Source organism: Rhizobium sp. KNZ2-6A (assembly GCF_056755475.1).
In genome coordinates this window covers 1-24,735 of record NZ_JBNDIC010000070.1, presented here as the reverse complement: position 1 = coordinate 24,735, position 24,735 = coordinate 1, and the positions used below count along the sequence as shown (strand labels likewise).

Annotated in this window: 22 protein-coding genes and 2 pseudogenes; 9 read left to right on the top strand and 15 right to left on the bottom strand. The window is 58.9% G+C overall.

The window, feature by feature from the left end; genetic code table 11:
* Positions 1-137: 137 nt before the first annotated feature.
* On the top strand, positions 138-422 hold the full coding sequence (locus ACPYOP_RS29960; RefSeq protein WP_481413879.1) for a hypothetical protein: 285 nt from the start codon (positions 138-140) through the stop codon (positions 420-422).
* 415 nt (positions 423-837) lie between these two features.
* Here ACPYOP_RS29960 and ACPYOP_RS29955 read toward each other — a convergent pair.
* A pseudogene (locus tag ACPYOP_RS29955) lies at positions 838-1,222 on the bottom strand (DDE-type integrase/transposase/recombinase); the annotation flags it as partial.
* Positions 1,223-1,382: 160 nt separating this feature from the next.
* Here ACPYOP_RS29955 and ACPYOP_RS29950 point away from each other — a divergent pair.
* A complete protein-coding gene (locus tag ACPYOP_RS29950; protein ID WP_481413878.1) occupies positions 1,383-2,648 on the top strand; it encodes a pyridoxal phosphate-dependent decarboxylase family protein in 1,266 nt (421 codons plus the stop codon).
* Positions 2,649-2,708: 60 nt separating this feature from the next.
* Here ACPYOP_RS29950 and ACPYOP_RS29945 read toward each other — a convergent pair whose 3' ends face one another.
* The 4 genes from ACPYOP_RS29945 to ACPYOP_RS29930 all read right to left on the bottom strand — a co-directional run bounded on the left by ACPYOP_RS29945 (position 2,709) and on the right by ACPYOP_RS29930 (position 5,049).
* Entirely contained in the window at positions 2,709-3,392 is a 684-nt protein-coding gene (locus tag ACPYOP_RS29945) for a GntR family transcriptional regulator (RefSeq protein ID WP_481413877.1), read from the bottom strand.
* Between the two features lie 687 nt (positions 3,393-4,079).
* Positions 4,080-4,442 carry a recombinase family protein gene (locus tag ACPYOP_RS29940; protein ID WP_481413876.1) on the bottom strand — a complete coding sequence of 121 codons (363 nt, stop codon included), beginning with the start codon at positions 4,440-4,442 and terminating at the stop codon, positions 4,080-4,082.
* Positions 4,409-4,609, bottom strand: coding sequence for a recombinase family protein (locus ACPYOP_RS29935; protein WP_481413875.1), 201 nt, complete (start codon positions 4,607-4,609; stop codon positions 4,409-4,411). Before ACPYOP_RS29935 ends, ACPYOP_RS29940 begins: the two co-directional genes overlap by 34 nt.
* Positions 4,610-4,689: 80 nt before the next feature.
* A complete protein-coding gene (locus ACPYOP_RS29930) occupies positions 4,690-5,049 on the bottom strand; it encodes a winged helix-turn-helix transcriptional regulator (RefSeq protein ID WP_481413874.1) in 360 nt (119 codons plus the stop codon).
* A gap of 77 nt (positions 5,050-5,126) precedes the next feature.
* On the opposite strand from ACPYOP_RS29930, the gene ACPYOP_RS29925 reads away from it, so the two are divergent.
* Positions 5,127-5,519, top strand: a complete 393-nt coding sequence (locus ACPYOP_RS29925; protein ID WP_481413873.1) for a YybH family protein — start codon at positions 5,127-5,129, stop codon at positions 5,517-5,519.
* Between the two features lie 110 nt (positions 5,520-5,629).
* Here the strand turns inward: ACPYOP_RS29925 and ACPYOP_RS29920 are convergent, their stop codons facing one another.
* Complete coding sequence (locus ACPYOP_RS29920) at positions 5,630-6,457, bottom strand: AAA family ATPase (protein ID WP_481413872.1); 828 nt, start codon at positions 6,455-6,457, stop codon at positions 5,630-5,632.
* Positions 6,454-7,932: a transposase gene (locus tag ACPYOP_RS29915; RefSeq protein ID WP_481413871.1), complete on the bottom strand. Its 1,479-nt coding sequence runs from the start codon at positions 7,930-7,932 to the stop codon at positions 6,454-6,456. Before ACPYOP_RS29915 ends, ACPYOP_RS29920 begins: the two co-directional genes overlap by 4 nt.
* Positions 7,933-8,104: 172 nt before the next feature.
* Between ACPYOP_RS29915 and ACPYOP_RS29910 the strand changes: the two genes are divergently transcribed.
* Both ACPYOP_RS29910 and ACPYOP_RS29905 read left to right on the top strand, forming a co-directional pair.
* On the top strand, positions 8,105-8,701 hold the full coding sequence (locus tag ACPYOP_RS29910) for a recombinase family protein (RefSeq protein WP_481413870.1): 597 nt from the start codon (positions 8,105-8,107) through the stop codon (positions 8,699-8,701).
* 87 nt (positions 8,702-8,788) lie between these two features.
* Entirely contained in the window at positions 8,789-9,193 is a 405-nt protein-coding gene (locus tag ACPYOP_RS29905; protein ID WP_481413869.1) for a GFA family protein, read from the top strand.
* Between the two features lie 227 nt (positions 9,194-9,420).
* On the opposite strand, the gene ACPYOP_RS29900 is transcribed toward ACPYOP_RS29905, so the two are convergent.
* The 6 genes from ACPYOP_RS29900 to ACPYOP_RS29875 form a co-directional block, all read right to left on the bottom strand.
* The gene (locus ACPYOP_RS29900) at positions 9,421-10,422 is read right to left on the bottom strand and encodes a peptide ABC transporter ATP-binding protein (protein ID WP_481413868.1); all 1,002 of its coding nucleotides are present in this window, start codon (positions 10,420-10,422) and stop codon (positions 9,421-9,423) included.
* Positions 10,419-11,441 (bottom strand): ABC transporter ATP-binding protein, encoded by a 1,023-nt coding sequence (locus ACPYOP_RS29895; protein WP_481413867.1) that lies wholly within the window; start codon positions 11,439-11,441, stop codon positions 10,419-10,421. The genes ACPYOP_RS29900 and ACPYOP_RS29895 overlap by 4 nt, the downstream gene beginning before the upstream one ends.
* A gap of 4 nt (positions 11,442-11,445) precedes the next feature.
* The gene (locus ACPYOP_RS29890; protein ID WP_481413881.1) at positions 11,446-12,333 is read right to left on the bottom strand and encodes an ABC transporter permease subunit; all 888 of its coding nucleotides are present in this window, start codon (positions 12,331-12,333) and stop codon (positions 11,446-11,448) included.
* A 55-nt stretch (positions 12,334-12,388) separates the two neighbouring features.
* Complete coding sequence (locus ACPYOP_RS29885; protein ID WP_481413866.1) at positions 12,389-13,399, bottom strand: ABC transporter permease subunit; 1,011 nt, start codon at positions 13,397-13,399, stop codon at positions 12,389-12,391.
* 269 nt (positions 13,400-13,668) lie between these two features.
* Complete coding sequence (locus ACPYOP_RS29880; RefSeq protein WP_481413865.1) at positions 13,669-15,261, bottom strand: ABC transporter substrate-binding protein; 1,593 nt, start codon at positions 15,259-15,261, stop codon at positions 13,669-13,671.
* Positions 15,262-15,387: 126 nt separating this feature from the next.
* On the bottom strand, positions 15,388-19,236 hold the full coding sequence (locus ACPYOP_RS29875; protein ID WP_481413880.1) for an autotransporter domain-containing protein: 3,849 nt from the start codon (positions 19,234-19,236) through the stop codon (positions 15,388-15,390).
* Here ACPYOP_RS29875 and ACPYOP_RS29870 point away from each other — a divergent pair.
* Positions 19,195-19,485 (top strand): hypothetical protein, encoded by a 291-nt coding sequence (locus tag ACPYOP_RS29870; protein ID WP_481413882.1) that lies wholly within the window; start codon positions 19,195-19,197, stop codon positions 19,483-19,485. The two genes, ACPYOP_RS29875 and ACPYOP_RS29870, sit on opposite strands and share 42 nt — an antisense overlap.
* Positions 19,486-19,727: 242 nt before the next feature.
* Here the strand turns inward: ACPYOP_RS29870 and ACPYOP_RS29865 are convergent, their stop codons facing one another.
* The gene (locus tag ACPYOP_RS29865) at positions 19,728-20,324 is read right to left on the bottom strand and encodes a TetR/AcrR family transcriptional regulator (RefSeq protein WP_481413864.1); all 597 of its coding nucleotides are present in this window, start codon (positions 20,322-20,324) and stop codon (positions 19,728-19,730) included.
* Between the two features lie 48 nt (positions 20,325-20,372).
* On the opposite strand from ACPYOP_RS29865, the gene ACPYOP_RS29860 reads away from it, so the two are divergent.
* A complete protein-coding gene (locus tag ACPYOP_RS29860; RefSeq protein WP_481413863.1) occupies positions 20,373-20,888 on the top strand; it encodes a DUF6622 family protein in 516 nt (171 codons plus the stop codon).
* Between the two features lie 182 nt (positions 20,889-21,070).
* Here the strand turns inward: ACPYOP_RS29860 and ACPYOP_RS29855 are convergent.
* Positions 21,071-23,239 (bottom strand): annotated as a pseudogene (locus ACPYOP_RS29855) (Tn3 family transposase); the annotation flags it as partial.
* A 125-nt stretch (positions 23,240-23,364) separates the two neighbouring features.
* Between ACPYOP_RS29855 and ACPYOP_RS29850 the strand changes: the two are divergent.
* Positions 23,365-24,027, top strand: coding sequence for a recombinase family protein (locus ACPYOP_RS29850; RefSeq protein WP_481413862.1), 663 nt, complete (start codon positions 23,365-23,367; stop codon positions 24,025-24,027).
* A gap of 28 nt (positions 24,028-24,055) precedes the next feature.
* Positions 24,056-24,703, top strand: coding sequence for a LysR family transcriptional regulator (locus tag ACPYOP_RS29845; RefSeq protein WP_481413861.1), 648 nt, complete (start codon positions 24,056-24,058; stop codon positions 24,701-24,703).
* Positions 24,704-24,735 lie beyond the last annotated feature (32 nt).

The window sequence follows — 24,735 nt, the reverse complement described above, 5'->3', positions numbered from 1 at the left end:
CGACCGAAACTTCTCAGCAATGATCTACGCTTGCGCTGCCGTCATAAATTCGCGATGAATCTCAACAAACCCTAGTCCGTTATTGATCATCCCAACAATCTCCGACTTTACAGCACTTGGTCGGACAAAGGCATGGCATGGGGGAAGGCGATGTTGTCGATGACCTCGATGACGTTGCCGATCCGGCTGGAGGCAACCTCGATGCGCCCCATCGCAGAAGTGGCATTGCCGACGACGACGGTGGACCGATCAGCGCCCTGGACCTTGGAGACAGTTCGGTCGGCATTGACCGCCTGATCTGCCGCGTTGCGGATCGTGGCGACGATCTGATCGACGGCTGCCGCCGTTTCCTCGAGGGAAGCCGCTTGCTGCTCGGTGCGATTGGAGAGCGCCTTGGCGCCCTCGGCCAGCCGCTTCCATGAATGGTCGACGATGTGGTTCGGATCTCGACAAGGGTTTGCCTCAGGCCGGCTGCGGCGGCGTTGAAATCGGAGCGCAGCTTGTCGAGCGCCGGAGCAACGGATGTTTTGATCGTGCAGGTGAGCCTGCCCTTCGCCATGGCATCGAGCCCGTTGGCCAATGCATCGACCGCGAAGGCAACTTCGGCATCGCGGCGGGATTTGTCGGCCTCGTTGCGTTCACGCTCAGCGTGCCGGCGGCCGCACTTGATCTGAAGCCGCCAAGCGGTCCCATTTCGATTACGACCAGTTATTCGATCCTGCAAGAACACATCCGCCGAGGACGACAATCCTGAGCGAGCGACCCACTGCGGGAAGATTTGAAAGGGGCGTGTTGCAACATTTTCGGCGAGGCCAGAATTATCTCATAGCGGCGCTGATTTTCATGCTTTGTTAACTTTTCGAAGTCCGAACCTTGCTGAAGATGCCTCGTGATATAGTGCACAGGATCTGGATGCAGGAGCCCGTTTTCAACCGACGTCTTGATCGTTGAGGGGAAGGTTGGCCCCGTCGGCGCCTATCTGTCCTGCCGAGCACAATGGCTCGTCCTTCAGCATCTTCCGGAAGAAGTGCTTTGCGGCATCGAGATCACGTTTCGGCGTCAGCAGGAAGTCGAAGCGGTTGGCGTGTTTGTCGATGGCTCGATAAAGATATCGCCCCTTGTCACGGATCTTGACGTAGGTCTCATCGATGCCGACCGAGCCGCAGGGGGCGCCCCGGAATTGCCGCAACCGTTTCTCGATAATCGGCGCGTATGCCAATACCCGCGGTTGATCGTGCGGGGGTCAACGTACGGTTAAGCGCCAAAATTTGCCACAAGTGTCCCGGCATGCAAGCCCATCGGTAACCTCGGTATGTTAACTATTTATGTTGAAAATGTAATATCATTATGCGACTCTCTGCCTCACAATGGAGGCGCGACAGATGAAAAAGAATATATCATTCCCGGAAAAGGGTCTGGAGGAAGCGGCAATTTGGCAGGCGATGGAGTGCGCCAGGCAAGGCGACGTGGACTGGAGAGGGGGCCGTTTGCCGGGCTTTTACGTTCATTTTGCCAACGACGATGTTGATCGCGTCGGCAAAATCGCGCTTGAAAAATTTCACGCGACGAATGCGTTGGGCCTCAGTGCATTTCCTTCGATCAAGAAATTTGAGTCGGAGGTCGTAGAGTGGGCGCTATCCCTCTTTAGCGGGAATGGTGGTGCAGCCAGCATTACGTCAGGGGGCACTGAGAGTATTTTCATCGCCATGAAGACTGCACGGGAGTGGGCGAAAGCCGCTCGCCCGGAAGTCACCCAACCAAAAATGTTAATTTCCCACAGCGCGCACCCGGCTTTCGATAAAGTAGCAAAGTATTTGGGGCTGGAAGTTGAAAGAATTTTGCCGCGTGACGACTTCAAAACTGACATCGACGCATTGGAGGCAGCTCTAGATGATCAAACAATCATAATGGCTGGGTCAGCTCCGCAGTTTACTACGGGAGTTTTCGATCAGATTGAGGAACTTGCTACCTTAGCAACGTCCCGAAACATATGGTTTCACACCGACGCGTGTGTCGGCGGATTTTTGTCTCCTTTCGCCGAGCAGAATGGGCACTCGATCCCACTGTGGGATTTTCGAGTGAGGGGTGTGAAGTCCATTTCTGCAGATCTGCACAAATATGGTTTTGCGCCAAAGGGGGCGTCGATTGTTGCCTTTTCGAATGCCGATTACCAGCAGTACCAGGTGTTTGACTTCGACAACTGGTCCCGCGGACGATATGTGACGTCGACCTTCGCCGGTACGCGTTCTGGTGCGAACATTGCTGCTGCGTGGGCTGTTATGCGTTTTCTAGGCAATGAAGGCTATTGTAAAATTGCGGAACAAATCTGGCAGGTACGTGACAAGCTAATACGGGAAATCCCCACAATAGAGGGGCTATTTGTTTGTGGCGATCCTGAACTTACGGTCATGAGTTATGGTTCAGAATCGCTGGACGTGGCCGATATCGCAGCAGGTCTAGCTGCCAAGGGTTGGCATACCGTTGCACCGTCCCCGAATCCACCCGCGATCAATTTGGGTATTCTCAGTCTCGCTTTTGGGGAAGTAGTGGACGCCTATTTAACGGACCTTCGACAGGTAGTTGCTCATCTTAAAGCGGGCGAAAACTCCTTTGATCGTTCGCTCATTGGGACCTATGGGACCAGATGATGATCAAAGTAAGTAATCTCTGGACTCAGAGACAGTTGCCTCACTGTAGGCAGAGTAACGTTACCGGCGTGTCTGATTCAACATTGCGGCAGCCGCCATGATGCTAGCGATGTAGCTCAACGCTTGATCGATATCCTCTCTGATCTCTTCGACAACCGCAGCGGCATCTTTGTTCTCAACCCCGGTGGCTATCCTTTCCCGCCAGTCGCCGCGAGCAGATGATATCGAGGAAATATAGTGAGGGTACAGCAGATTTAGGTATGGCCCCGTCTTCAACCAAAGTGAATTGATTATTTGAATAAGGTTGGGCATGCTGCACGCAGCGTATAGTTCAAACTGAAATTGATATACCATTGCAATATCGGCACGACGATCACCAGCGGCACGAACCTTTTTCAGTTTTTCTGATGTTTTTCGCAACCTTTCTGCAATCTCCGGCGTGCCCCTTAGTGCAGCGCGCTCTGCGGCAAAGCACTCAATGTGCAAACGGATATCCTTGAGTTCGGCGATTTGCTCGGGCATTAGAAGGGGTATAACTGCGGATCTGTTTGCTTCACCTTGTAGGACGCCCTCGGATATCAGGCGATAGAGAGCCTCACGAACAGGCGTTGGGCTCATTGACAAGTTCTTGGCAAGGTCTCTTATGGTGATCTTCTCGCCGGGAGAGAACTGCCCGCCACGAATCAACTCTCCCAATCGGTCGTAAACCTGGTCTCTCAAAACAGCGGTTCTTGGCGTGATCAAATTTGGACCTTTTGCATCCTGATTGCCCTGTACCGTTTAGGCTTATGCATCTGCTACAAGGCTGCAGACAAAATATCAATTCATTCGATTCAGCATCACAATTATGAGTGCTAATGTCGAAGGAATCCAGCCATCATGACGACAGCGCCGGATTTGCCGCCGGTGTCAGGCCCAGTCGATGGGGTGGACGTCTCCTAACGGCATCATAATGTGCCAAGATTGCGGTGTTGAAACGTTGTTAAATAGGAGACGTTCATGAGTGAGATTAGCATTATCGGAATTGTTTTGGCGAAGAATGTCTCCAGTTGCGTGGATGATGGCCGACGGTTCGGTAGCCTTCCTCTTTAGGACAATCAAGTTTGTCGCTAAAGACACAGCGGGTACCCACTCCCCTGTATTGCCAAGCTCAATATAGGTGAACTAGTTCTTAATGCAGAACTCGCGGTCGAGTAAAGCATCGACGAAGCGCGGATGTGTCGATATCCGGCGTCCAAACATTCACACGTAGTGACCTCCGCCGACCAACCGGCTGGCCACGACCTCGTTGAGCCGTGGCAGCCTGACCAAAGGTCCAAGGTTATATTAACCGACGAACTCAGCGCTCAGCTCCATCGCGGCCGTTTTCGCGCTGCCGATCCTGTTCCGATTGCCGGAGGATCTCACGACGCTGTTCATCTTGCGCTCCTTTCACAGCACCCGCCCCCTTGCCCCTTTTATCCTTGCTGATGAGCTGGCGGGCGTGTGCGATCTGCTCGGCGGACAGGGGAGGGGGCGGCCGAACCGAACGCCCTTCGCCTTCGCCGCAGCTCGGCCGGCGCTCGTCCGCTCGTGTATTAAGCTGCGCTCGAACTCGGCAACGCCGACAAAGAATGTCAGCACCATGCGCCCGGCCGGCGTCGTCGTATCGGCCCACGGCTCGGCCAGCGATCGCAAGCCGGCCTCGGCTTGGCCGATCCGCTCGGCTATGTCGAGAAGATCGCGCGTCGATCGGGCGAGGCGGTCGAGCCGCGTCACCGTCACCACGTCACCCGGCTGCAAATGGTCCAGCATCTTCGCCAACTTGGGGCGGCCGCGCTGCGCGCCGGATCCTTTTCCTCGAACACGCGCTTGCAGCCAACCGCCTTCAATACCGTGCGCTGCTGGTCGAGGGTCTGGCCTTCGGTCGAGACGCGGGCGTATCCAATAGGCAAGGGCAGGGACTTTCTCGTGAGTGACATACCCGGAATCTACCGCGTGCAATCCGTCGCGAAAATCCCTATTGTGCGACTGTCGCGGGTTTCGGGATTTCCGCGACAAGTCACTCATCTGAAAAATTGCGGGACCATATCTCCAACTCATCCAGAATCCGAACAAGGGAAGCGCCAGCGGGCGAAAGCTCATAGAGAACGCCGCGCGGAAAGGTGAGTATAGGGGAGCGAACAATCAGTTTCCGCCCCTCCATGGCGGACAGCCGCTCAGATAGAACCTTGGGCGAAACACCGGGAAGAAGCTCCGCTAGTTCACCGTGACGTTTCGCACCGTCCTTCAGATGCCAAAGGATCAGGGCATTCCAGCGATGGCCGAGAAATGACAACCAGTCCTCGACTGGACATTCTACTGGCCGTCGCGGTTCGGGTGCCTGCAAGTCGATGCGATCATCGGCAAAATGTTGCCTCATCCGGCGATCCTTCCCGTTTGGTTAGTCCTGATCGAGCGTGGTTTTAGTTCCATCACCATAGACAAGGAGCCAGAATCGTGTCGATCAGCGTTACCGAACCCCGGCAAATGAACGAAGCCTTCGCGCGGGCCTTCAACACACGGAAGATAGATAACTTGCTTGGCCTTTACGAGCGAGAGGCCGTGCTTCTGACAGACGGAAGTGGAGACAGTTGCATCGGTCTTTCAGCTATTGCTCCGGAACTGGCGAAACTCCTAGAGGTCCCCGGCGTGATGACCTCGCGCAACAACTTTTGCGTCGTCCATGGCGATCTTGCACTCCTTCGTGCCGATTGGAAGCTGACCACGGAAGACGGCAATGAAGTTGCAGCGGGCAGTTCAGTGGAAGTGGTCAGGAGGCAGCCGGATGGACAATGGCTCTACGTGATCGACCATGCAGCGGGTGCCGGACTCCCGCGTGTTGGTGATTGAAGCGGTCGTTATGGTTGCCGTTCCAGTCGCACAAATCCTGACTTTCGCTACAAAATCGGCAGCGTTGAATTTTGTGACCTTCAAAGCTATCTGGCATCAAATTTTCAGCGCTAAGTGGCACCGATGAGCAGCGTGCTGCGAGCCGCATCCACGACTTCTTCTGTGATGGCGGTCATTTCGTTGATGCGCAATATGCGCTCGATCTGAACGAACAGGCGATGAAGAAGGCGGAAGTTTCCGCCGGTGATACGCGCGATCGCGGCGACGGCCTGTGCGTCGGTGAAATCGGCCTCGTCCAGCGTGACGCCGAGCTTCCGCCAGTGCCGGGTGAGAACGAACGACAGCTCATCCCCCAGAAGCGGCTGGTAGCCATGAGAGAAACCGACACGGCTGTAGAACTGAGGATAGCGCGCCATGCGCTTCTCGATGCCCGGCATTCCGACAAGGATGAGGCCGATGTTGGAGCGGTCGAAGAGATCGCGGACATATTCGAGCGCAAGGTTCGACAGCCGTTCGGCCTCATCGATCACGATAAGCTTGATCAGACCGCAACCGTCATGCGTGGGTGTAACGGTGAGGTTATCCAGACTCTCGTCGATGCAATAGCTGACGCGGCCGATCAGGCGTTGGAGATCGTCACGCAATTCCCGAAGGGGGCTTCCGACTGTCGGCGTATAGAAGATCGTTCGAGATCGTGCGAGTACCGCCTGGGTGCTGGTATCGGACTGATCACGGGTTTTCCATGTCGACAGGAGCGCTTCGGCCCTTTCCCAGTTTGCGTATCTCCTGCCAGACAGGGTTTTTCCGACGCCGGCCGGACCATGACACAATCCGATATAGCGGTGTCGGCGAACAGTATTGGCGAATTCGACAAAACGTCGACGCTCTTTCGTGGCGATGAACGGCCCTTCATCCCGCCGATCCGAAGCGGGTTTCATGGGTCATCCTCGAAGTAGGTTCGCAGCCTGCGTTTCGCCGCTGCTCTTTGCGGCTTGGGTTTTTCAGGGCCGGTGCGCCTTGTCGTATCGGGCAGGAAGTCTTTGACGCTGCCGACCTTTTCGGTGATCTGGCTGCGCAGCGCTCGACGGTGTTCGGTACGGGCGGTCTGAATGTCTTTCAGGGTGATGGTGTAGCCGGCATACTCCGGGCTGATGGCACGACACAGGAACCGGTTGCGATGAAACACGCGAATTTCCCCTACGTCGCGGGGATCATAGCGGACCGTGACGAACTCGCCGACATAGCTGGCCAGCGTCGGATCGAGATAGCGCGCGCCCTCAAAATGGATGCCGTCCCGGTGCACGACACGCGGCCTCGCCACCATTACCAGCAGGAGGTCGAGATCTTCCAGGCTTTCGGGCATTCGCGGCAGCCATCCATCCCCGAGCCATGACTTCAGGGGCGTGGTACCGATGGAGCTGTGAACGCGAGTATTATAGATCGTCGTGATGAAGTGGCCTATCGCGGCGTCCAGTTCGGGAACCGACAGGCGCGGAGGTGAAATGGGTTTGCCGCCTCTGATGTTTCCCGGCAATTCGGAAAGGAGTTCTGTGTTCAGCGTTCCGAACAGCCGCTCCACTTTTCCGCGTCCCTGCGGGCGGCCGACTTCGGGGTAGGTCAGTCGGATTCGGAGATCGGCAGCCGCCTGGTCCAGATGATTGCTGGTGAAGTCGCTGCCATGATCGACATGGAGAGCGTCGGGAATTCCGCAAACCGCCCAGCAATCGATAGTCTTTCGCCATATTGCCTGTCGAAGCGCAAGCGACGTGTGCAGCGCCGAGGGTGCGCCGACGAACACCATGTATCCGGCCACGACCCGTGAATGGTCATCGATGACGGTTGTCAGCCATGGCCGCACGGTCGAGCCGTCAGCGTCGATCACCAGAATATCGAGTTGGATGTGATCCGCTTGCCAAAGGGCATTTGGCTTCTCGGCTCGGTGGCGATAGATCAGTTCGAAGCGGTTCCGAAACGCCGGCAGCCCCTCATGGGCAAGAGTTACCAGGGCGGGATCAAGTTTGCGAACGATCGCATAAACGGTACCATAGGATGGTGCGGCCATGTTCTTAGCGTGTAGTGCCGCCGTCGCTCGTCGATGAATCGCCGCGATCGTCATGCGCGGTTTGATGAGCGCCAGTCCCTCGATCAGATCAACAACGTCTGGCGTGAGTTTTCTGCGCCCGGCATCCGGGCGCAGATGTCGGGCCAGTCCTGACATTCCCATGGAACGGTATCGAGAAAGCCAGCGCCGGAGGGTCCGGATCGAAACGCCAGCGTCGGCGGCAACCCTGATCAAAGGCACGTCGTCATCAAGATGCGGCTTGAGAACCGTGAAGCGGGCGGCAGCTCCCGTTCGCTGCTCCTCGGCCAATTCAGCGAAATGGTTTCCTGTGCTCCTACTATCCGCGTCCATGGTGACGCCTCCATGCCGATTTTCATCAGCCCCGGCCTGTCCGAAAGAGGATCGCTCAACGGACATTCCACCACTCCGCGCTCCAGGCCAGGAAACACGAGAGGCCGACCGTCTCATTAAGGTAGTACGATATTTATTGCAATGACGGTACCTCATACGTTATAGTTTCGACATGACGAACACATTCATCGGCTATGCTCGCTGCTCGACTGACAAGCAGGACCTCGCCGCACAGCAAGAGACTCTGTTGAAGCTCGGTGTCGCGGCGGATCGCATTTATACGGATCGCGGCTTCACCGGTACGAACCGGTTGAGGCCCGGCCTTGACCAAGCGCTGGCTGCCGTGCGTTCCGGCGACACATTGGTCGTGCCCAAGCTCGACCGCCTGGCGCGATCCGTTCCTGACGCGCGAGCAATCGGAGATAGTTTGGCTGTTCGCGGCGTCAGGCTTCAGCTCGGATCAAGCATCCACGATCCGAACGATCCGATGGGCAAGCTGTTCTTCAACATCCTTGCTACGTTCGCCGAGTTCGAAGCGGACCTGATCAGGATGCGAACCCGGGAAGGGATGGCGGTTGCGCGCGCGAAAGGAAAATTGCGAGGCAAAAAGCCAAAACTATCAGATCGTCAGCAGAAGGAGCTGCGCCGCATGCACGACACCGGTGAATATTCGATCAGCGACCTTGCTGAGCTGTTCTCGATTTCGCGGCCGACCGTTTATCGCACACTGGGCCGACAAGCGGCGGGGGACCGCGGAGACACGACGTGAACTTTTGGAATCAACCCGTTTGCGGGCTCTTGCGTCCTCATTGAAACGATAGGGAATCCAGGCATTCATGAGCAAAGCAGGCTTTGCATGTGCGGAGAAGTCCGGTTCGAGGCGCGGGAAGATCCATTGCGTGTAACAGTCTGCCAATGTCTGTGGTGCCAGAGAAGAACCGGCTCAGCATTTGGTGTCGAAGTTGTGTTTGCTGCGGAAAGCATTGCGGTGTTGGGCAACTCTATTGTGAAGCACCGTCACTATTCTGACGAGTCGGGTCGGTGGCTTGAAGTTGAATTCTGCGGCAAATGCGGAACTAACCTCGGCTTCACGCTTGAAGCCGTTCCCGGCATTCGCACATTGCCAGCAGGCGCATTCGATGATCCGTCATGGATCACCAGTGACCGATACAAGTTCCGACAAGCCTACATGCGGTCGCGACGCAATTGGTCCGAATTCGGGCCACATGTGGAAGTCTACGAAGCACACTTTAAAAGATAAGGCCGGTGGTCTTATGCAATAGCGGCCGCAGGCGAAAGTTCTCCTTACTCCGTCAAAACCATTTTAACGCTGGTAGACGGTGTTTTGTACAATGGTTACGCGCCGAAACTGTACTTTAATGAGTATGCGACCTGATTTGCATTGAAAATAGCCCATGATTGCGTGTCGGGACGTTTATCATTGTGGGTTGCTATATTTCGCCTTGTACAGGAGTCGCAAAAGGCTCGCTAACGTACGATTCCGCCCCCTCCCGGAACCGACCCCAAAAACGTCTCGGCGTAGTGGCAGGCGACCTGCCGTCCGTGGATCTCGCGCTTCAGCGGACGTTCCGAGCGGCAGCGATCGGTCACGAACGGGCAGCGGGTCGAGAAAACACAGCCTGTCGGCGGGTTGAGCGGCGAGGGCAGCTCGCCGCGTAGCACGATGCGCTCGCGCTTGTCGCCACCAACGCGCGGCGTCGAGGCGAGCAATGCCTGGGTATATGGATGCAAGGGGCGGGTATAGATCCGCTCCTTCGGCCCATGCTCGATGGCATTGCCGAGATACATCACCATCACGTCATGGGCGATGTGCCGGACGACGCTGAGATCGTGCGAGATGAAGAGATAGGCGAGTTTGAACTCGTCCTGCAGATCGGCCAGCAGGTTGAGGACCTGAGCCTGGATCGAGATGTCGAGTGCCGAGACCGGCTCATCCGCGACCAGGACTTTCGGCGAAAGGATCAATGCGCGGGCAATTGCGATGCGTTGGCGCTGGCCGCCTGAAAACATATGCGGGTAGCGACTATAGTGCTCCGGCCGCAGGCCTACCTTGGCCATCATGCTACGGGCCTTCTCGATGCGTTCGGCCTTGGAAAGGTCGGTATTAATCAGCAGCGGCTCCTCGAGGATCGTGCCGATCTGCTTGCGCGGGTTGAGCGAGCCATAGGGGTTCTGGAAGACGAACTGGACGGTGCGCCGCAAGCGGCGCTGCTCGCTCGCTGGCGGCGAGACGGCGTCGAGTCCGTCGAGCGTCAGTGAGCCCGAAGTTGGCTTTTCGATCAGCGTCGCCATGCGCGCCAGCGTCGACTTCCCGCAACCTGATTCGCCGACGACGGCCAGGGTGCGTCCGGCCTCGACCGTGAAGGAAATCTCATTCACCGCCTGCAATTGCGCCGGCGGGCGGAAAAGCCCCTGCCTGATCTGATAGGTCTGGACAAGATCGTGGGCTTCGATGACGGGGGTGCTCATCGGGCCACCTCCGTCGTCGCGCTGGTTTCGTCGCGGGCGCGCTCCGTCTCGCGATCGGGATCGCCGAGCGGGTAGTGGCAGCGCACATGCCCGTCCTGCCAGGAGCGAAGCTCAGGCTGGACTGTGCGCGAATGCTGCGTGGCATAGGCGCAGCGCGGGCTGAATAAGCAGCCCTTCGGGCGATCATTGAGGCCGGGCACCATGCCGGGGATGGTGGCTAGCCGCTTCGCACCTTCACTGCGTTCGGGCAAGGCGGCGAGCAGCGCGGCGGAATAGGGATGCTGCGGGGTGGAGAACAACGCATCGACCTTGCGCTCCTCCATGATCTGCCCGGCATACATCACCATGATGCGCTGCGCAGTCTCGGCGACGACGCCCATATTGTGGGTGATCAGGATGAGCGCCATGTTGCGCTCGCGTTGCAGCTTCATCAGCAAATCGAGGATCTGCGCCTGGATGGTGACGTCGAGCGCCGTCGTTGGCTCGTCGGCGATCAGCAGGCGTGGATTGCAGGCGATCGCCATGGCAATCATGACGCGCTGGTTCATGCCGCCGGAGAGCTGGTGGGGATAAGCCTTGAGGCGGCTTTCCGGGGCAGGGATGCCGACCTGTTCGAGCAATTCGATTGCCCGGCGCCTCGCTGCCTTGCTGTCCATGCCCTCATGCTTCTTGAGGGTTTCGGCGAGTTGGAATCCGATGGTGAAGCAGGGGTTCAGGCTGGTGCTCGGCTCCTGGAAGATCATCGCCACGTCCCTGCCGGTGAGCTGGCGGCGCGCACGGGCGGACATCGTCAGGAGGTCGCGGCCATCGAAGCGCAATTTGTCGGCGCGGACGCGGCCAGGATAGCCGACGAGCCCCATCAGCGCGAGCATGGTGACACTCTTGCCGGAGCCGGACTCGCCGACGACACCGAGCACCTCGCCGACGTCGAGGGTCAAGTCGATGCGGTCGACCGCGCGCAGGGTTCCCCGGGAGGTCGGGAACTCGACGCTGAGGTTTTCGATCTCGAGCAGGGGCATGGGATCAGCGCCTCAATTTGGGATCGAGGGCGTCGCGCAGCCCATCGCCGAGCAGATTGAAGGCGAGCACGGTGATTAGAATGGCAAGACCCGGGAAAGTGACTACCCACCAGGCGCGAAGCACGAATTCGCGGGCGTCAGCGAGCATGGTGCCCCATTCCGGAGTTGGCGGCTGGGCGCCGAGGCCGAGGAAGCCAAGCGCGGCGGCGTCAAGGATAGCGGTGGAGACGCCAAGCGTCGCCTGCACTATCAGTGGTGCGGCGCAGTTCGGCAGGATCTCCGAGAACATCAGCCGAGTGTTCTGCGCGCCGCTTACTTGGGCTGCGACGACGTAGTCCTTGGAGGATTCGGCGATGACGGCGGCGCGGGTGACGCGGACATAATGCGGCAGCACGACGATGGCGACGGCGAGCATTGCATTCATCAGGCCAGGGCCGAGGATGGCGACGATGACAATGGCAAGCAGCAGGCTCGGCATCGTCATCAGGATGTCCATCAAGCGCATGAGCGCAATATCGACTATACCCTTGAAGAAGCCGGCGATGAGACCGAGCACGATGCCGACGACGATGGCCAGTGCAACGACGGCGATGCCGATGACGAGCGAGAGCCGTGCGCCGTAGAGCAGTCGCGAGAGGATATCGCGACCGATCGCGTCGGTGCCGAGTGGATTGACGAGCGAGCCGCCCTCCTGCCAGAAAGGCGGCTTCAGGAAGACGGCGTTGTTAGTGAGATTGGGATCGTGCGGGGCGATCTGTGATGCGAAGAGCGCGCAGAACAGCACGAGGCTGATGACGACGAGCCCGGCGACTGCGCCGCGATTGGCGCTGAAGTAGATCCAAAACTCGCGGGCAGGATGCGGTGGCGCAAGACTGGCGACGGAAGCTTGCATCGTCTCGGTGCTCATAGGCGAAGGCTCCGATTGGAGGGAAGGAGCGAAAGACCGATCATCGGGCGTGTCTAATGCGGGGGTTGATCAGGCCGTAGGCAAGGTCGACCAGGAGATTGATGCTCATCACGACCATGCCAAGCAGCAGCGTGCCCCCCTGGAGCACAGGGTAGTCGCGCCGACTGATCGCCTCGATCAGCCATTTGCCAACGCCCGGCCAGGAGAAGATCGTCTCGGTCAGAATCGCGCCGGTGAAGAGTGTGCCGATCTGCAGGCCGATCACGGTGACGACCGGGATCAGTGCGTTGCGCAGTGCGTGCAAGGCGACAACCCGAAGGGGGGCCATGCCCTTGGCGCGGGCGGTGCGGATATAGTCCTCGCTGAGCACCTCCAGCATCGCCGAGCGCGTCATGCGGGCAATGACAGCGAGGGGCACGGTGCCGAGCACGATGGCGGGCAGCACCAGATGCGCCAGTGCCGACCAAAAGGCGTCGATGTCGTTGACGAGCAGGCTGTCGATGGTGAGGAAGCCGGTGACCGGCTCGATGAAGTACTGCACCGCGATGCGGCCGGAGACCGGGGTGATGCCGAACTGGACCGAGAACAGTAAGATCAGCAGCAGGCCCCACCAGAAGATCGGCATCGAATAGCCGGTGAGCGATATACCCATCACGCCATGGTCGAAGATCGAATTTCGCTTTACCGCGGCGATGATGCCGGCAGGCAGGCCGACGATCAGCGCGATCAGGATGGCGCAAAGCGCGAGTTCGATGGTAGCGGGGAAGAGTTGGCCAAATTCGGAGAGGACGCTGTCGCGCGTGGCGATCGACTTGCCGAGATCGCCCAGCACGACGCGCTCGATATAGCGGCCGTACTGGACGAAGAGCGGCTGGTCGAGGCCGTACTCCTTCAGCAACTGCGCATGGCGGGCAGGATCGATGCCGCGTTCGCCGGCCATGGTCTCGATCGGGTCGCCCGGCACGAGCCGGACGAGGAAGAAGGCCAGCAGAGTGATCCCAATAAAGGTCGGGATGACGAGGCTGACCCTGGTCAGGAAGAAGCGAAGCATAGTTTGTAACCAGTCTTGTTGGCCGGAGCGTCTCGTCGAGGTGTCTGTCTTGTGATCTTATTTTATTCAAGTTCGAATTCTGGCGCAGCGGGAATACCAGAACGCATTAGCCAAACCGATCTATCATCATGGTGACGATTGAGTAGTTCCACCCCCGCCGCGGAGCGCTCGAAAATACTCCGAGCTTCACAGCGTAATAATGAAACCTGAAAGTGTGCTGGCGAAACAGCATTTGCTCCGCCAGCCTTGGGATTACTTGACGCGGAGCTTCACTTGCCGATGTCTACGCCATAGAAGACGTGGCGACCGAAGGGCGAGAGCTTGAAGTCGACCACCTCCTTGCGCACCGGCTTGATCTGTACCGCATGGGCGATCGTAAACCAGGGAGCCTGTTCCTTGAAGATCACCTGCGCCTGCTTGTAGAGCTTTTCCCGCTCCGCCTGGTCGGTGATCGTCTTGGCTTTGGTCACCAACTCGTCGAAGGGCTGGTAGCAGAATTTGGCGACGTTGCCGCCATTGTTCCTAGCCGCGTCGCAGCCGAGCAGCGTGTGCAGGAAGTTGTCCGGGTCGCCATTGTCGCCGGTCCAGCCAAACATGCCGGTCTGGTGCTCGCCCGCCTGAAGGCGTTTGCGGTACTCACCCCATTCGAAGGTCTTGATCTCGGCCTTGATGCCAACCTTGGCGAGATCGGCCTGCATCAATTCAGCAATGCGCTTGGCGTTGGGGTTGTAGGGGCGCTGTACCGGCATCGCCCAGAGGTCGATCTCGAGCCCGTTCGGGTAGCCGGCGTCGGCCAACTCCTTCTTGGCTGCTTCCGGATCGAAGGGATCGTCCTTGATGGTCTCGTTGTAGGACCACATGGTCGGCGGGATCGGGTTCGTCGCGGCTACGCCGCTGGAGAGGTAGACCGCGTCGATGATCGCCTTCTTGTTGATCGCCTTATTGACGGCGCGGCGGACCTTGACGTCGTCGAAAGGCTTCTTGGTGGTGTTGTAGGCGAGGTAGCCTATGTTCAGGCCCGGCTGCTCCAAGACCTGGACAGCGGCGTCCTTCCTGATCGCGTCGAGATCGGCCGGGTTCGGATAAGGCATGACATGGCATTCGCCCTTTTGCAGCTTGGCCCAGCGCACTGAAGCGTCGGGCGTGATCGCGAAGACCAGATCGTCTATCTTGGCCTTGCCGGCCCAGTAGTCGGCAAAGGCCTTGTAGCGGATGATCGCGTCCTTCTGGTATTGCACCAAATAGAACGGACCGGTACCGATCGGCTCCTGGTCGATCTTCTCGGGCGTGCCAGCCTTCAGCATCGCATCGGCATATTCCTTCGACTGCACGCCAGCATATTGCATGGCGAGGTCGGCGAGGAAGGGCGCCTCAGGCTGGTTCAACGTGATCTTGACGGTTTGGTCGTCGACCTTCTCGACCGACTTCAGGAGCTTGGGCAGGCCCATGTCGTTGAAGTAGGAATGATTGGAACTGGTCACCTTGTAATAAGGGTGGGATTCCTTCCATTGCCGCTCGAACATGAACAGCACGTCGTCGGCGTTGAAGTTCCGGGTTGGCTTGAAGTTCTTGTTCGAATGCCACTTCACGTTCTTGCGGAGGTGGAGGGTGTAGATCAGCCCATCCGGCGAGATCTCCCACTTCTCAGCCAGCGACGGTTGGACCTTGACGCCGCCGCGCTCGAACTTGACGACTGTATCGTAGATCTGGGTGTTGGCGTCGAAGGACGTGCCGGTGGTGTTGATGCTCGGCGCGAAATTCTCCGGGCTGCCTTCCGAGCAATAGACCAGCGTCTTTGCAGCCGAAGGCTGCGCCACCATCAGCGCCGAGGCCGACAGTGTGGCCAGCAGAAATCTTTTCATAATCCCTCCTAGATACTCTCTTTTACAATTTGTTGCGGTGCGGATCTGTCGATAGATAAAACTGCGAAGCAGGAATAGCATAGGAACGCAGAAGTGCGGCCGCCCTTGCGCGGGCGGCCGGTGTGATCAGAACTGGACGGTGAGGTTTGCTTTGACGGCGTTATCGGACGCGGAGCTGGCGATCTGGCCGTTGTAGTATATGCCGAGCGAAGCCTGTTTTGAGATATCGACACCGAAGCCGGCCTCCAGGGCCAGCGCATCCTTGGCGATCGGCGAGCCGCGGTTGGTGAATACGTCGCCGCCGGCGAAGGCCAGACGGGTCTGCGGCGTGGTGTCGCCGAAGGCATGCCGCCAGCCAATCATGCCGGAAGCCTTGACCGGAACGGTCCCGCTGAGGGCAAACTCGTATGAGGCGCGCAGGCCGAGCGTGGTGGTGGTGACATCGTAAGAGCCCTTGGAGCCCGAGAGGGCGGCCGGTCCGGCCGTTTCGGTGAAGGCATCGGCGCCAAGATGGGTAAAGGCAAGCCCCGCGAATGGCTCGAAGACGGCGTCCCCCGACTTGACCTCGTATCCGGCTTCGCCGAACAGCTGCACGCTGTCGGCGCTATAGTCGGCGCTGGCGCCCGAGGACAGCTGACCCAGATCGATCCCGCGCTGGGTCTTGATATTGTGCCTGGCATAGCTGGCGCCGAACCGCAGGCCGATGGCCTCCCATCGGGTGCCGCCATAGATGCCGAGCTGGTAGGTGTCGACCGAGGCCGAGGCTTTGGCGGCATCGATCGAACTGTTGGCATAGCCGGCCAGGAAGCCGAGGCGCCAGTCGTCGGCGACAAAGCCATCGACACCGGTCAGGAAGCCGCCCAGGGTCCGGTCGAGCCCGGCGGCATTTCCGTCACCGTCCCCATTGTTCCAGGAGCCGTAGCCCCAGCCCCAGAAGGCAGGACCTGTCGCGGCCGTATCCTGCAAGGCGCCCATGGTCGCTTTCGGATCGGTGACGATGCCGTCGAAGGCCACCCGCACACGGGCACTGGCAGTGTCGCGCACGAAACGGCCATCCTCGATCAAAGCTCCGGCCACGGAAGGGTGGATATCGCCCGATGCAGCCGCAAAGATCGCCGCGGCATCGGCCGCCGCAGTGGAGGCGAGAACCGTGTCATAAAGCGCATTGCCTTCACCAAGGCTGTCAATGCCGTTCGCCGTCTGCTTCTCGTTGAAGGTGCGGCCTGCCGTTTCGAAAGCCAGCCGCTCGACCGTAAGGTCGACATGATCCGAACCATGGACCAGCGCCGTATCGATGAAGGCATAGCGGGTCGCAAGGTCATCGAAGGTCCCCTCGATCCCGGCCCTCGCGGTCAGGATCGTGTAGCGATTGCCCGCAAGCTTCGCAAGTTCGGAGGCACTTGCGGGCTCGGCGCGGTCTTCCAGCGACACGAGCACGGTTCCACCCAGAAGCGTCGCGCTGCCCTCCACGGCCAGTCGGTCGGAACGGCCGTCCGAGCCAATTTCAACGGCAAAGGCGGAACCCTTCTCGAAGGTCACGTTACCGGCGCCATCGCCGCTCGCTCCTGCCTTCGCCACCGTCAGCGTACCGATCGAATTGCCGGGCGCCACCATGCCGCCACTCCGGGCAATCACACCTCCAACAGAACCGATGCCGCCGAGCTTCCCCCCGTCATTGACGACGGCCCGCGAAACGATCGAGCCATCGACGCTGAGCAGGCCGCCGGCGACCAAGGTCTCGCCCGCATAAGTGCTGGCGCCTGCGAGCTTCAGGACGCCGTCGCCTGTCTTGGTCAGACCGCCGTCGCCGGCGGCCACGCCGGCAAACATCGAGACACCCGCGGTGTCGACGGTCAATCTGTTGGCGCCGAGCTCGACAAGGGTATCGCCAGCACCCCACAGGCTCTTGACGGTGCGGTCGCCGCCGGCTGCCGCAATGTCGAATACCGCTCCCGGCTTTTCCAGCGCGACGCCGGCGCTGGCCGCGATGTCGCCGGCGCCCGAAAGCGCCAGCGTCCCCTCCGAGATCATCGTCATGCCGGTATAGCTATTGAGGGCGGCAAGGCTCAGCGTGCCGCTGCCGAGCTTGGCAAGGCTGCCGGGGCTGGCGCCATCGGCAATCACGCCCGAAAGCTGCAGACGATAGGCTTGTGTGTCGATCCGGCCGATGCCGCTGATGCTCACCGCATTGGCAAGGTCAAGGCCATCCGCCGCCGCCAGCAAGGTCGTCCCATCAGCCATCGCCAGCGCCCCGCTGCCCAGCGCGGTCGAGCTTGCAACACCCAGCGTGCCGCCCTCCAGGAAGGTTCCGCCCGAATAGCTGTTGTTGCCGGCAAGGATCAGCTGCCCATCATCCTGCTTCACAAGGCTGCCGACATAATCCGCATCCGTCTTGTTCAAAAGACGGTCGATCCGAGCCTGCCGCAATAGGAACTCGCCATTGAGGTCCTTTTCAAGCTCCTGGATCGATGCCGTTACCGCCGCGTTCGACGTGATGATCGCTTCGCGAATCGCTCCGGCAATGGCGGTCGTCAGCTCCGTGTCGCTGCGACCGGTGATGAACGCATCGAAATCGGTCGGCTGGCTGTCGCCCAGAGTCCAGCCGGGCTTATACTTCTCATACAGCGCCAACAGCTGGGTCGCAGAACGGTTAGCAAGAATCGGCCGAAGCGCGGCGTTGAAGTTATCGCGAGAATAGATCCCAGGAATGTTGTTGCGGATCAGTTCTTTCAGCAGGGCCTTCGCCTGCGCCAGATCCGCGATCACTTCGGCCGAAAGCGCGCCGACCGCTGGAACAGTCCGCAATTTCGCTTCCAGTGCGGCCACCTCGGCTTTATCCGCAATCACCTTGGCCGCTCTCTCTTCCGGCCAAGCCGCGATCTCGGCGCGCTCCTCACCCTTGCGCTGTATCAATGCTGCTTCCGAGATATCGTTGCTCCAGGTGTCGCTGGTCCCGCCAGGCAGATTGGCGGTGAAGCGCCCCAGAAACTGACCAGGGCCATGCATCGCCTTCTTAAGATCGATGAAACCCCAGCCGAAATCTCTATCAATGCCGTCATCGCCGGCGGGTTGACCGGTGGTCAGCAACACATCGCGGACCTCCGGCATGCTCAAATAAGGATAACGGCTCGCCACTACGGCCATGCTAGCCGCGGCAACGGCAGATGCCCCCGAGGTTCCGCCGTCTCTAGCGTAACCGCCATTGGCGTCCGGTGCTATCGTGGAATCGGGAGCCGCGATACAAAAATACTTTGCATCGCCACACCGATTCGAATAGGAGGCCAGAGCATTGCTGGCATCGTCTCGGGCGACGACTGCAAGCCAATCGCGCTCATATCGCGGCTCAAAATAGGGCAGGCCAGCACCAGCATGGGGATTGCCAGTGCCAAAATTCCCAGCAGCGGCGACATTGACGGCGCCGCGATCCGCGGCATCCCGCATTGCAGTTAGTATCTTACCATCCTTGCCGCTAAGGTACTGAGTCGCCAGATCCCTAAACGCCTCCGCAGGCACCAAAGAAACTTTGCGTGGCGAGAGTTGCCATTCATGTAGAATAATTTTAATATCGTTGGCGAGAATGCCATTCATCGATTGTCTGAATACTTCAGGATCTTTTTCCTTTTCTTCTAAATAGTTATTATCGAGACTTCTCTGTCGATCCTTATAAGAGTACACTTCTCCTGAGCGAGCTGAATAAACGACAGAATCGAAGGCTATTCCCATCGTGCCAAGACTGTCGCGCCGCGCCATAATCGTGCCGTCGACTGACGTCGCATGGTTGCGTCCGTTGGGCGGCGTTGGGTCCGTCCAGACTCCGTTCAGATCGAAGGGAGTGCCCGCTTTGGCCAGGTACGGCCCTCCGACGGGGCCAATGTTCAAATCATAAAAACCCCGAGCGGGAATGCCGATCAATCTTTGTGCATCAAACTCAGGATGCTTGCCATCGGCACCGGTATCAAGGTCGGCGACTTTGATGCCTTGTCCTGTCGCCCCAATAGCGTAAGCGTATTCGGCACCGAGTATTTTGGGAGAAACGGTTCTAGTAAACTCCGCATCATCGCGCCAGGATTGCGCGGCAGCCTCGAGATCGCCGGTCCGCGTCCCGTCCGCTTTGATATATGGCGGCGCTGGCGGATCGTCAGCGCGAGCCATCCCGGCGATCGAGAGCGTGCAGAGCAACGCCAAGGCCGTTGTCGACAGAAAACGAGCGCCAACGCTCAATGACGGCTCTTTGGTCATGTACCATCCAGAAACAGAGAAAATTCACAGTCGCCCCAGAAACGAATGCTTAAATGGATCTGACGCCGGCAACAGAATCTACTACCAAATGATAACTGTTGTAGGGGTTTGAGTAGCAACGGAACAGAAAACCTACATAAGGATTCCGCGGCTCGTCACGGTTCGTGATGTTGCTCCCTCCACGACGGCCATTCGCGGAAAAAGGCCGGCCATGTCTTCCGAGGTGATTATTGGGATGATGGAAGGCCCGTTCCTGACAGGCGAAGGATAGTAGTGATTGTTTCGTTAATGTCGGTATCGTTCTCGACCTGGTGATCGATCAGCAGCAGAGCCAAGCCGTGCACCAACGACCAGAGGAACAAGGCGCTCGCAGCAACCTGATCTTCTGGCAACCGTTTCCGCAGTCCTGCTTTCACCGTCTTATAGGAACGCCGTCTGAGAGCGCGGACGGTTTGGCTTTCAGACGATGCTGATCTGAACCCATCACCGAACATAAGCCGATAAAGGCTGGGGTTTTCGAGAGCGAAATGGACATAAGCCCGACCCGCACCGGACAACTGCCCTTTAGCATTGGTTGGAGCTTTTTCCAGTCTTGCAGCCAGTTCCGCAAAACCTTCTTCGGCCAGGGCCACAGCGATGGCTTCGAGGCTGGCAAAGTGGTGGTACGCAGACGGGGCCGCCACGCCGACGCGACGGGCAATCTCCCGCAGTGACAGCGAAGCTGCTCCCCCTTCTTCAAGCAGAGCACGCGCTTCAGCCAGCAAGGCAGCCCTCAGATTGCCGTGGTGGTAACGGTCGGATTTTGGCGGCACCCGGCTTGACATCGACCTTTTCAGAGCCAAATACTAACGACGTTAGGATTGTATCCAATCATGAGGAGGCCGACAATGTCTCATGTGCCGCCCTCTGTCTATGTGCTATTTCTCGTCCTCTTCTGGATGGGCGTGTCGCGCTGTTATCCCCGGACAATCCGGATTGAGCGTTTGCTCATCATGCCGACATTGATGCTCGCACTTGGTATTCGGGGCTTCTTTGGGCTGTCTCCCTCGTCCGGCTCGATTGATCTTCTCGCAGGCGTCTGCGGAACCGCCATAGGGCTGCTGATCGGACATTATCATGTCCGGACCTGGAACATCACGGTTGATCACGCACAGCGGAGCATTTCTCTCCCCGGCGACGCCATGATGCTGGTCGTGATCCTTGCGATCTTCTTTTTCGAATTCGCGCTTCACTACATCATCGAATCTGGAATGATCGCAGCGACAAACCCCATAGCGCCGCTTATGGCCGCCGCCATATGGACTTTGTTCATAGGCATGTCAGCTGGACGCAACCTCAATCTGGCGATCCGGTATGCGCAGGACAGTACTGCCGCAGAAAATACGTAGGATCTTCCAATCGAGCACGATCGGCATCTTGCGTCGCAACAAACCCCGGTTTGATCGGACGCTGCAAAGCTGCTCGCAAACCTTTATGCTTATGTTGATGCGAAAGGACAGCCGCGCGCTCGGGCCGACGAACTGCTCGCCAAGCGCCGGGCGAAGCGTGATACGACAATGCAGGCCTGACGATAGGGAGCTTCGTTCGCCGTCGCGGGGATCACCTGGGTCGCGAACGTCGCATATTGGTCGGAGACGTGGCTGTAAGCCTTCAGGCCCGGTGTATTGCCGTATTTCGCATTGACCAGGTTCATGGCCTCGCCTTGCTCGGTCGCCGCGAAGAATTGCCCGTCGCTCGATGCTGAGATGCCCGCGCCCCAGAATTGGGCCATGGGGAGCGCCGCCTGCGCCTCGACCACCATGGCCAGCGCCCGTTCGTAGGCTTCGCCCTCGACATGCCACCGTCCAATGCGGATCAACTCCCAGAAGGTGTGGGTGTTGGTGGCGTCCGCGATCTTGCGCAGGCCGAGATTGATCCCTTCCGCGAGGATGACGTTCATCAGTCCGATCCGGTCGACGCAGGGCGCTCCCGTGCGCAGATGGGTGAAGACTTCGCAGAAACCGGTCGCAGCATCTACTTCCAATAAGAGATCGGTGATGCGCGTGGGCGGAATCTCCTTGTAGAGATCGAGCACCAGATCTTCGGCGCCAGTTGGTGCGGCGGCTTCGAGCTTCTCGATATGCAGGACGCCATTTTCGATGGCCCCGCCGGGAATCGTGCCCGTGCGCGCTGCGCGTCCCAGCTCGCGCAACCGGATATCAAGGCGAGCTTGCCGGTCCGCCAGTCATTCCTCGGGCCGCAATGGCACGGCGAGACGGCCGCTTTCCGCGACAGCTCGCGCCGGCACGAGTGCGTGTTTCAGATCGCCATAGCGCCGGGATCTGGCCAGCCGGATATCTCCGGACCGGAACGCATCGCGCAGATGGAACAGCACTGCGATCTCCCAGAGGCGAGCGTCGCCAGCCGCCTGGGCACGAAGATGGCGATGCCATTTCAAGCTCGGCCGCAGAAAGGCGGTATGCGTGGCATCGTTAAAACCGGTGCGCAGCGTCGTCACTGCTTCCAGAAGCGGCTGTGCGACAGGGGCAGCCCGAAGATCGAGCAGGCGCAACATGCGAGGAGCGTATCGGCGGAAACGGTGATAGCCGTCGAGCACATGATTGAGCGGATCGTCCGCCATAGTGGCAGTCAACCTGGTTGCCATCGCGACAAGGGCTTTGAAGCCTCCCCAGCCCGATCCGCTCGCGATAACGTCGTCCAGCGGCTGGCCATCATCCTGTGCATCGACCAGTGCACCGCCGATTTCGGCGAAGGATTTCAGGGTGTCGCGCACCGCGTTCGCTTCGTCGGCGACCTTGGCCTGGCAAATCCTTTCCGACGCCCGGTAGAGCCTGCCCACGATCCGGTCGTGGGTTTCGACCACGGCATCGGCAAGCATCGCCTGCCACTCCGATGCGCAGACGGCTAGAATAGCAAGCCGCCTACCCTCCGGGAGATCGCGCATGCCGTCGGCATAATACCGCTCGCCCTGCCTACGCAGACGCGTCACCCTGTGGGCGGGAACACCGGCCAGCAGATCCTCGGGAAGATCGACACGTTGCAGGTATTCCAACCGCTCGAGCAGACGGTTGGCCGACGAAGAGTTCGAGCCAGGCTCGAACTGACGCAGCCACACGAAGCGGGTTACCCGATCGTCAGCCGTTTCCTCAAGCAATGCCAGTAACTGTTCCCGGATCGGTACGGGCAAGCGACCGGCGATCCGCGTCTCGATTTGCCGCTCGGCATCGACCAGAGCCGTGGCGCAAAGCCGCTCGATCGTGGATGTCGCGGGAAGACCCGTGCGGGTGCGTCGGCACTCGGTCACGAAGCGACGGGCGACATCCTCGTTCGACACTGCCAGTTCGGCTTCCCGGAACAGCCAGTCCTTCAACTCGCGTGCTCCGCGTCCGGAGAAGGTGCGGAATCCATAGAGCGCCCGCAACTCGGCAAGATGCTCGTGCCGCGTTTCCTCACGGGCGGCATAGTCGACGAGATCATCGGCGCCAAGGCCGAGTTGCGCTCCGATGAACTCGACCACCTCGGTCGGTATCAATTCGCCCGGAGCCAGCACCCGGCCGGGATAGCGCAGGACGCACAGTTGCAGGGCGAAGCCGAACCTGTTGTGAGCGCGCCGGCGTTGCCTGATGTGGCGGAGATCCTCGTCACTCAACGTGTAGTGCTTCAACAAATCGGCTTGCGAGGTCGGCAGGCGCAACAGCGCATCCTTCTGCCGATCGGTTAGAGTGACACGACGCGGCATCGATGTTCCTTTTTCAAAATCAGATGGTGTTCAAGACGCTTTGTTTATGAAGCTGGTTGAGATACATTTCCAACGAGCAAAGCATTTGTGACAGACGCGCCGCCTCAAACCAACGTTGGTGATACATGCTGATCGGATATGCCCGCGTTTCCAAAGCTGATGGATCGCAATCCCTCGATCTGCAGCACGATGCGCTGATTGGGGCCGGTGTTGACACCGACAACGTTTATGAAGACTCCGCATCCGGGAAGGAAGACGACCGTCCCGGTCTGGCCGTCTGTTTGAAAGCGCTCCGACGTGGCGATACGCTCGTCGTCTGGAAACTCGACCGTCTCGGCCGTGACCTTCGTCACCTCGTCAATCTGGTCGATGACCTGACCAAGCGAAACATCGGGCTGAAGGTGCTGGCTGGCGAAGGCGCATCAATCGACACGACGACTGCCAACGGCCGACTGGTATTCGGGATGTTCGCTGCATTGGCCGAGTTCGAACGGGCGCTGATCGTGGAGCGGACGAAAGCCGGACTGGAAGCGGCTCGTGCCCGTGGTCGTAATGGCGGACGCCCCTTTAAAATGACTCCGGCGAAACTGCGCCTTGCACGCGCTGCCATGGGCCAGCCGGAGATCAAAGTGGCCGATCTGTGTGTTGAATTTGGCGTTACCAGGCAGACGCTCTACCGGTTTGTCGGACCAAAAGTGAATTGCGAGCCGATGGTGAAAAGCTGCTCGCCGGCCGCAAGCGTGGTACCTAATGCATTCCGCCAAGCTGGGTTTATGCCAGAAATTTGATTAACATAGTTCTACTCTGAGGCCGAGCGTGCAACTTCGTCATCTCAAAACATTCAGTGCGGTTGCCAATACTCTTAACTTCACCCGCGCAGCTGAACACGTCCATCTTTCCCAATCGAGTGTGACGGAACAGGTTCAGGCCCTGGAGGCCGAGCTTGGCGTAAAACTCTTCGACCGATCACGCAGAAGGCTGACGCTCACGCCAGCTGGGCAGCGTCTGCTCGACTATGCAGTTGAGCTGCTCAATCTTGCTGACGAAGCATATTCCGCGGTTGCGAGCACTTCCGTCACCATATTGGGCAGTCTCGTCATCGGTGGCCTTGAAACGCTTTGCTCATCCCGCTTGCCAGAATTGGTCGCTGAATTCAGCCGCCGATATCCCGCCGTCGAGATAACACTGAAAACAGCAAACAGCAGCGGGCTGCGCAACGGAATAAGGAGTGGTGACCTGGACGTGAGCTTTTTCTTCGGCGATGCTCCGGCTGCGGCAGATGTTCGAAGCGAAGCTGTAGCCCAAGACGAGCTCTTGATCATTCTGCCGCCGAACCATCGATTGGCTGGGCATGGGTCGATCAAACTGCAGGACCTCGGCGATGAAGCTTTTCTGGTCACACAGCCCGGTTGCGTCTATCGTAAGCGCACAATTCGCGGCACCTGTTCATTGAAAATCGAATGAAGGAGTCTGTGTCCACAACGGAGACTGTGGAC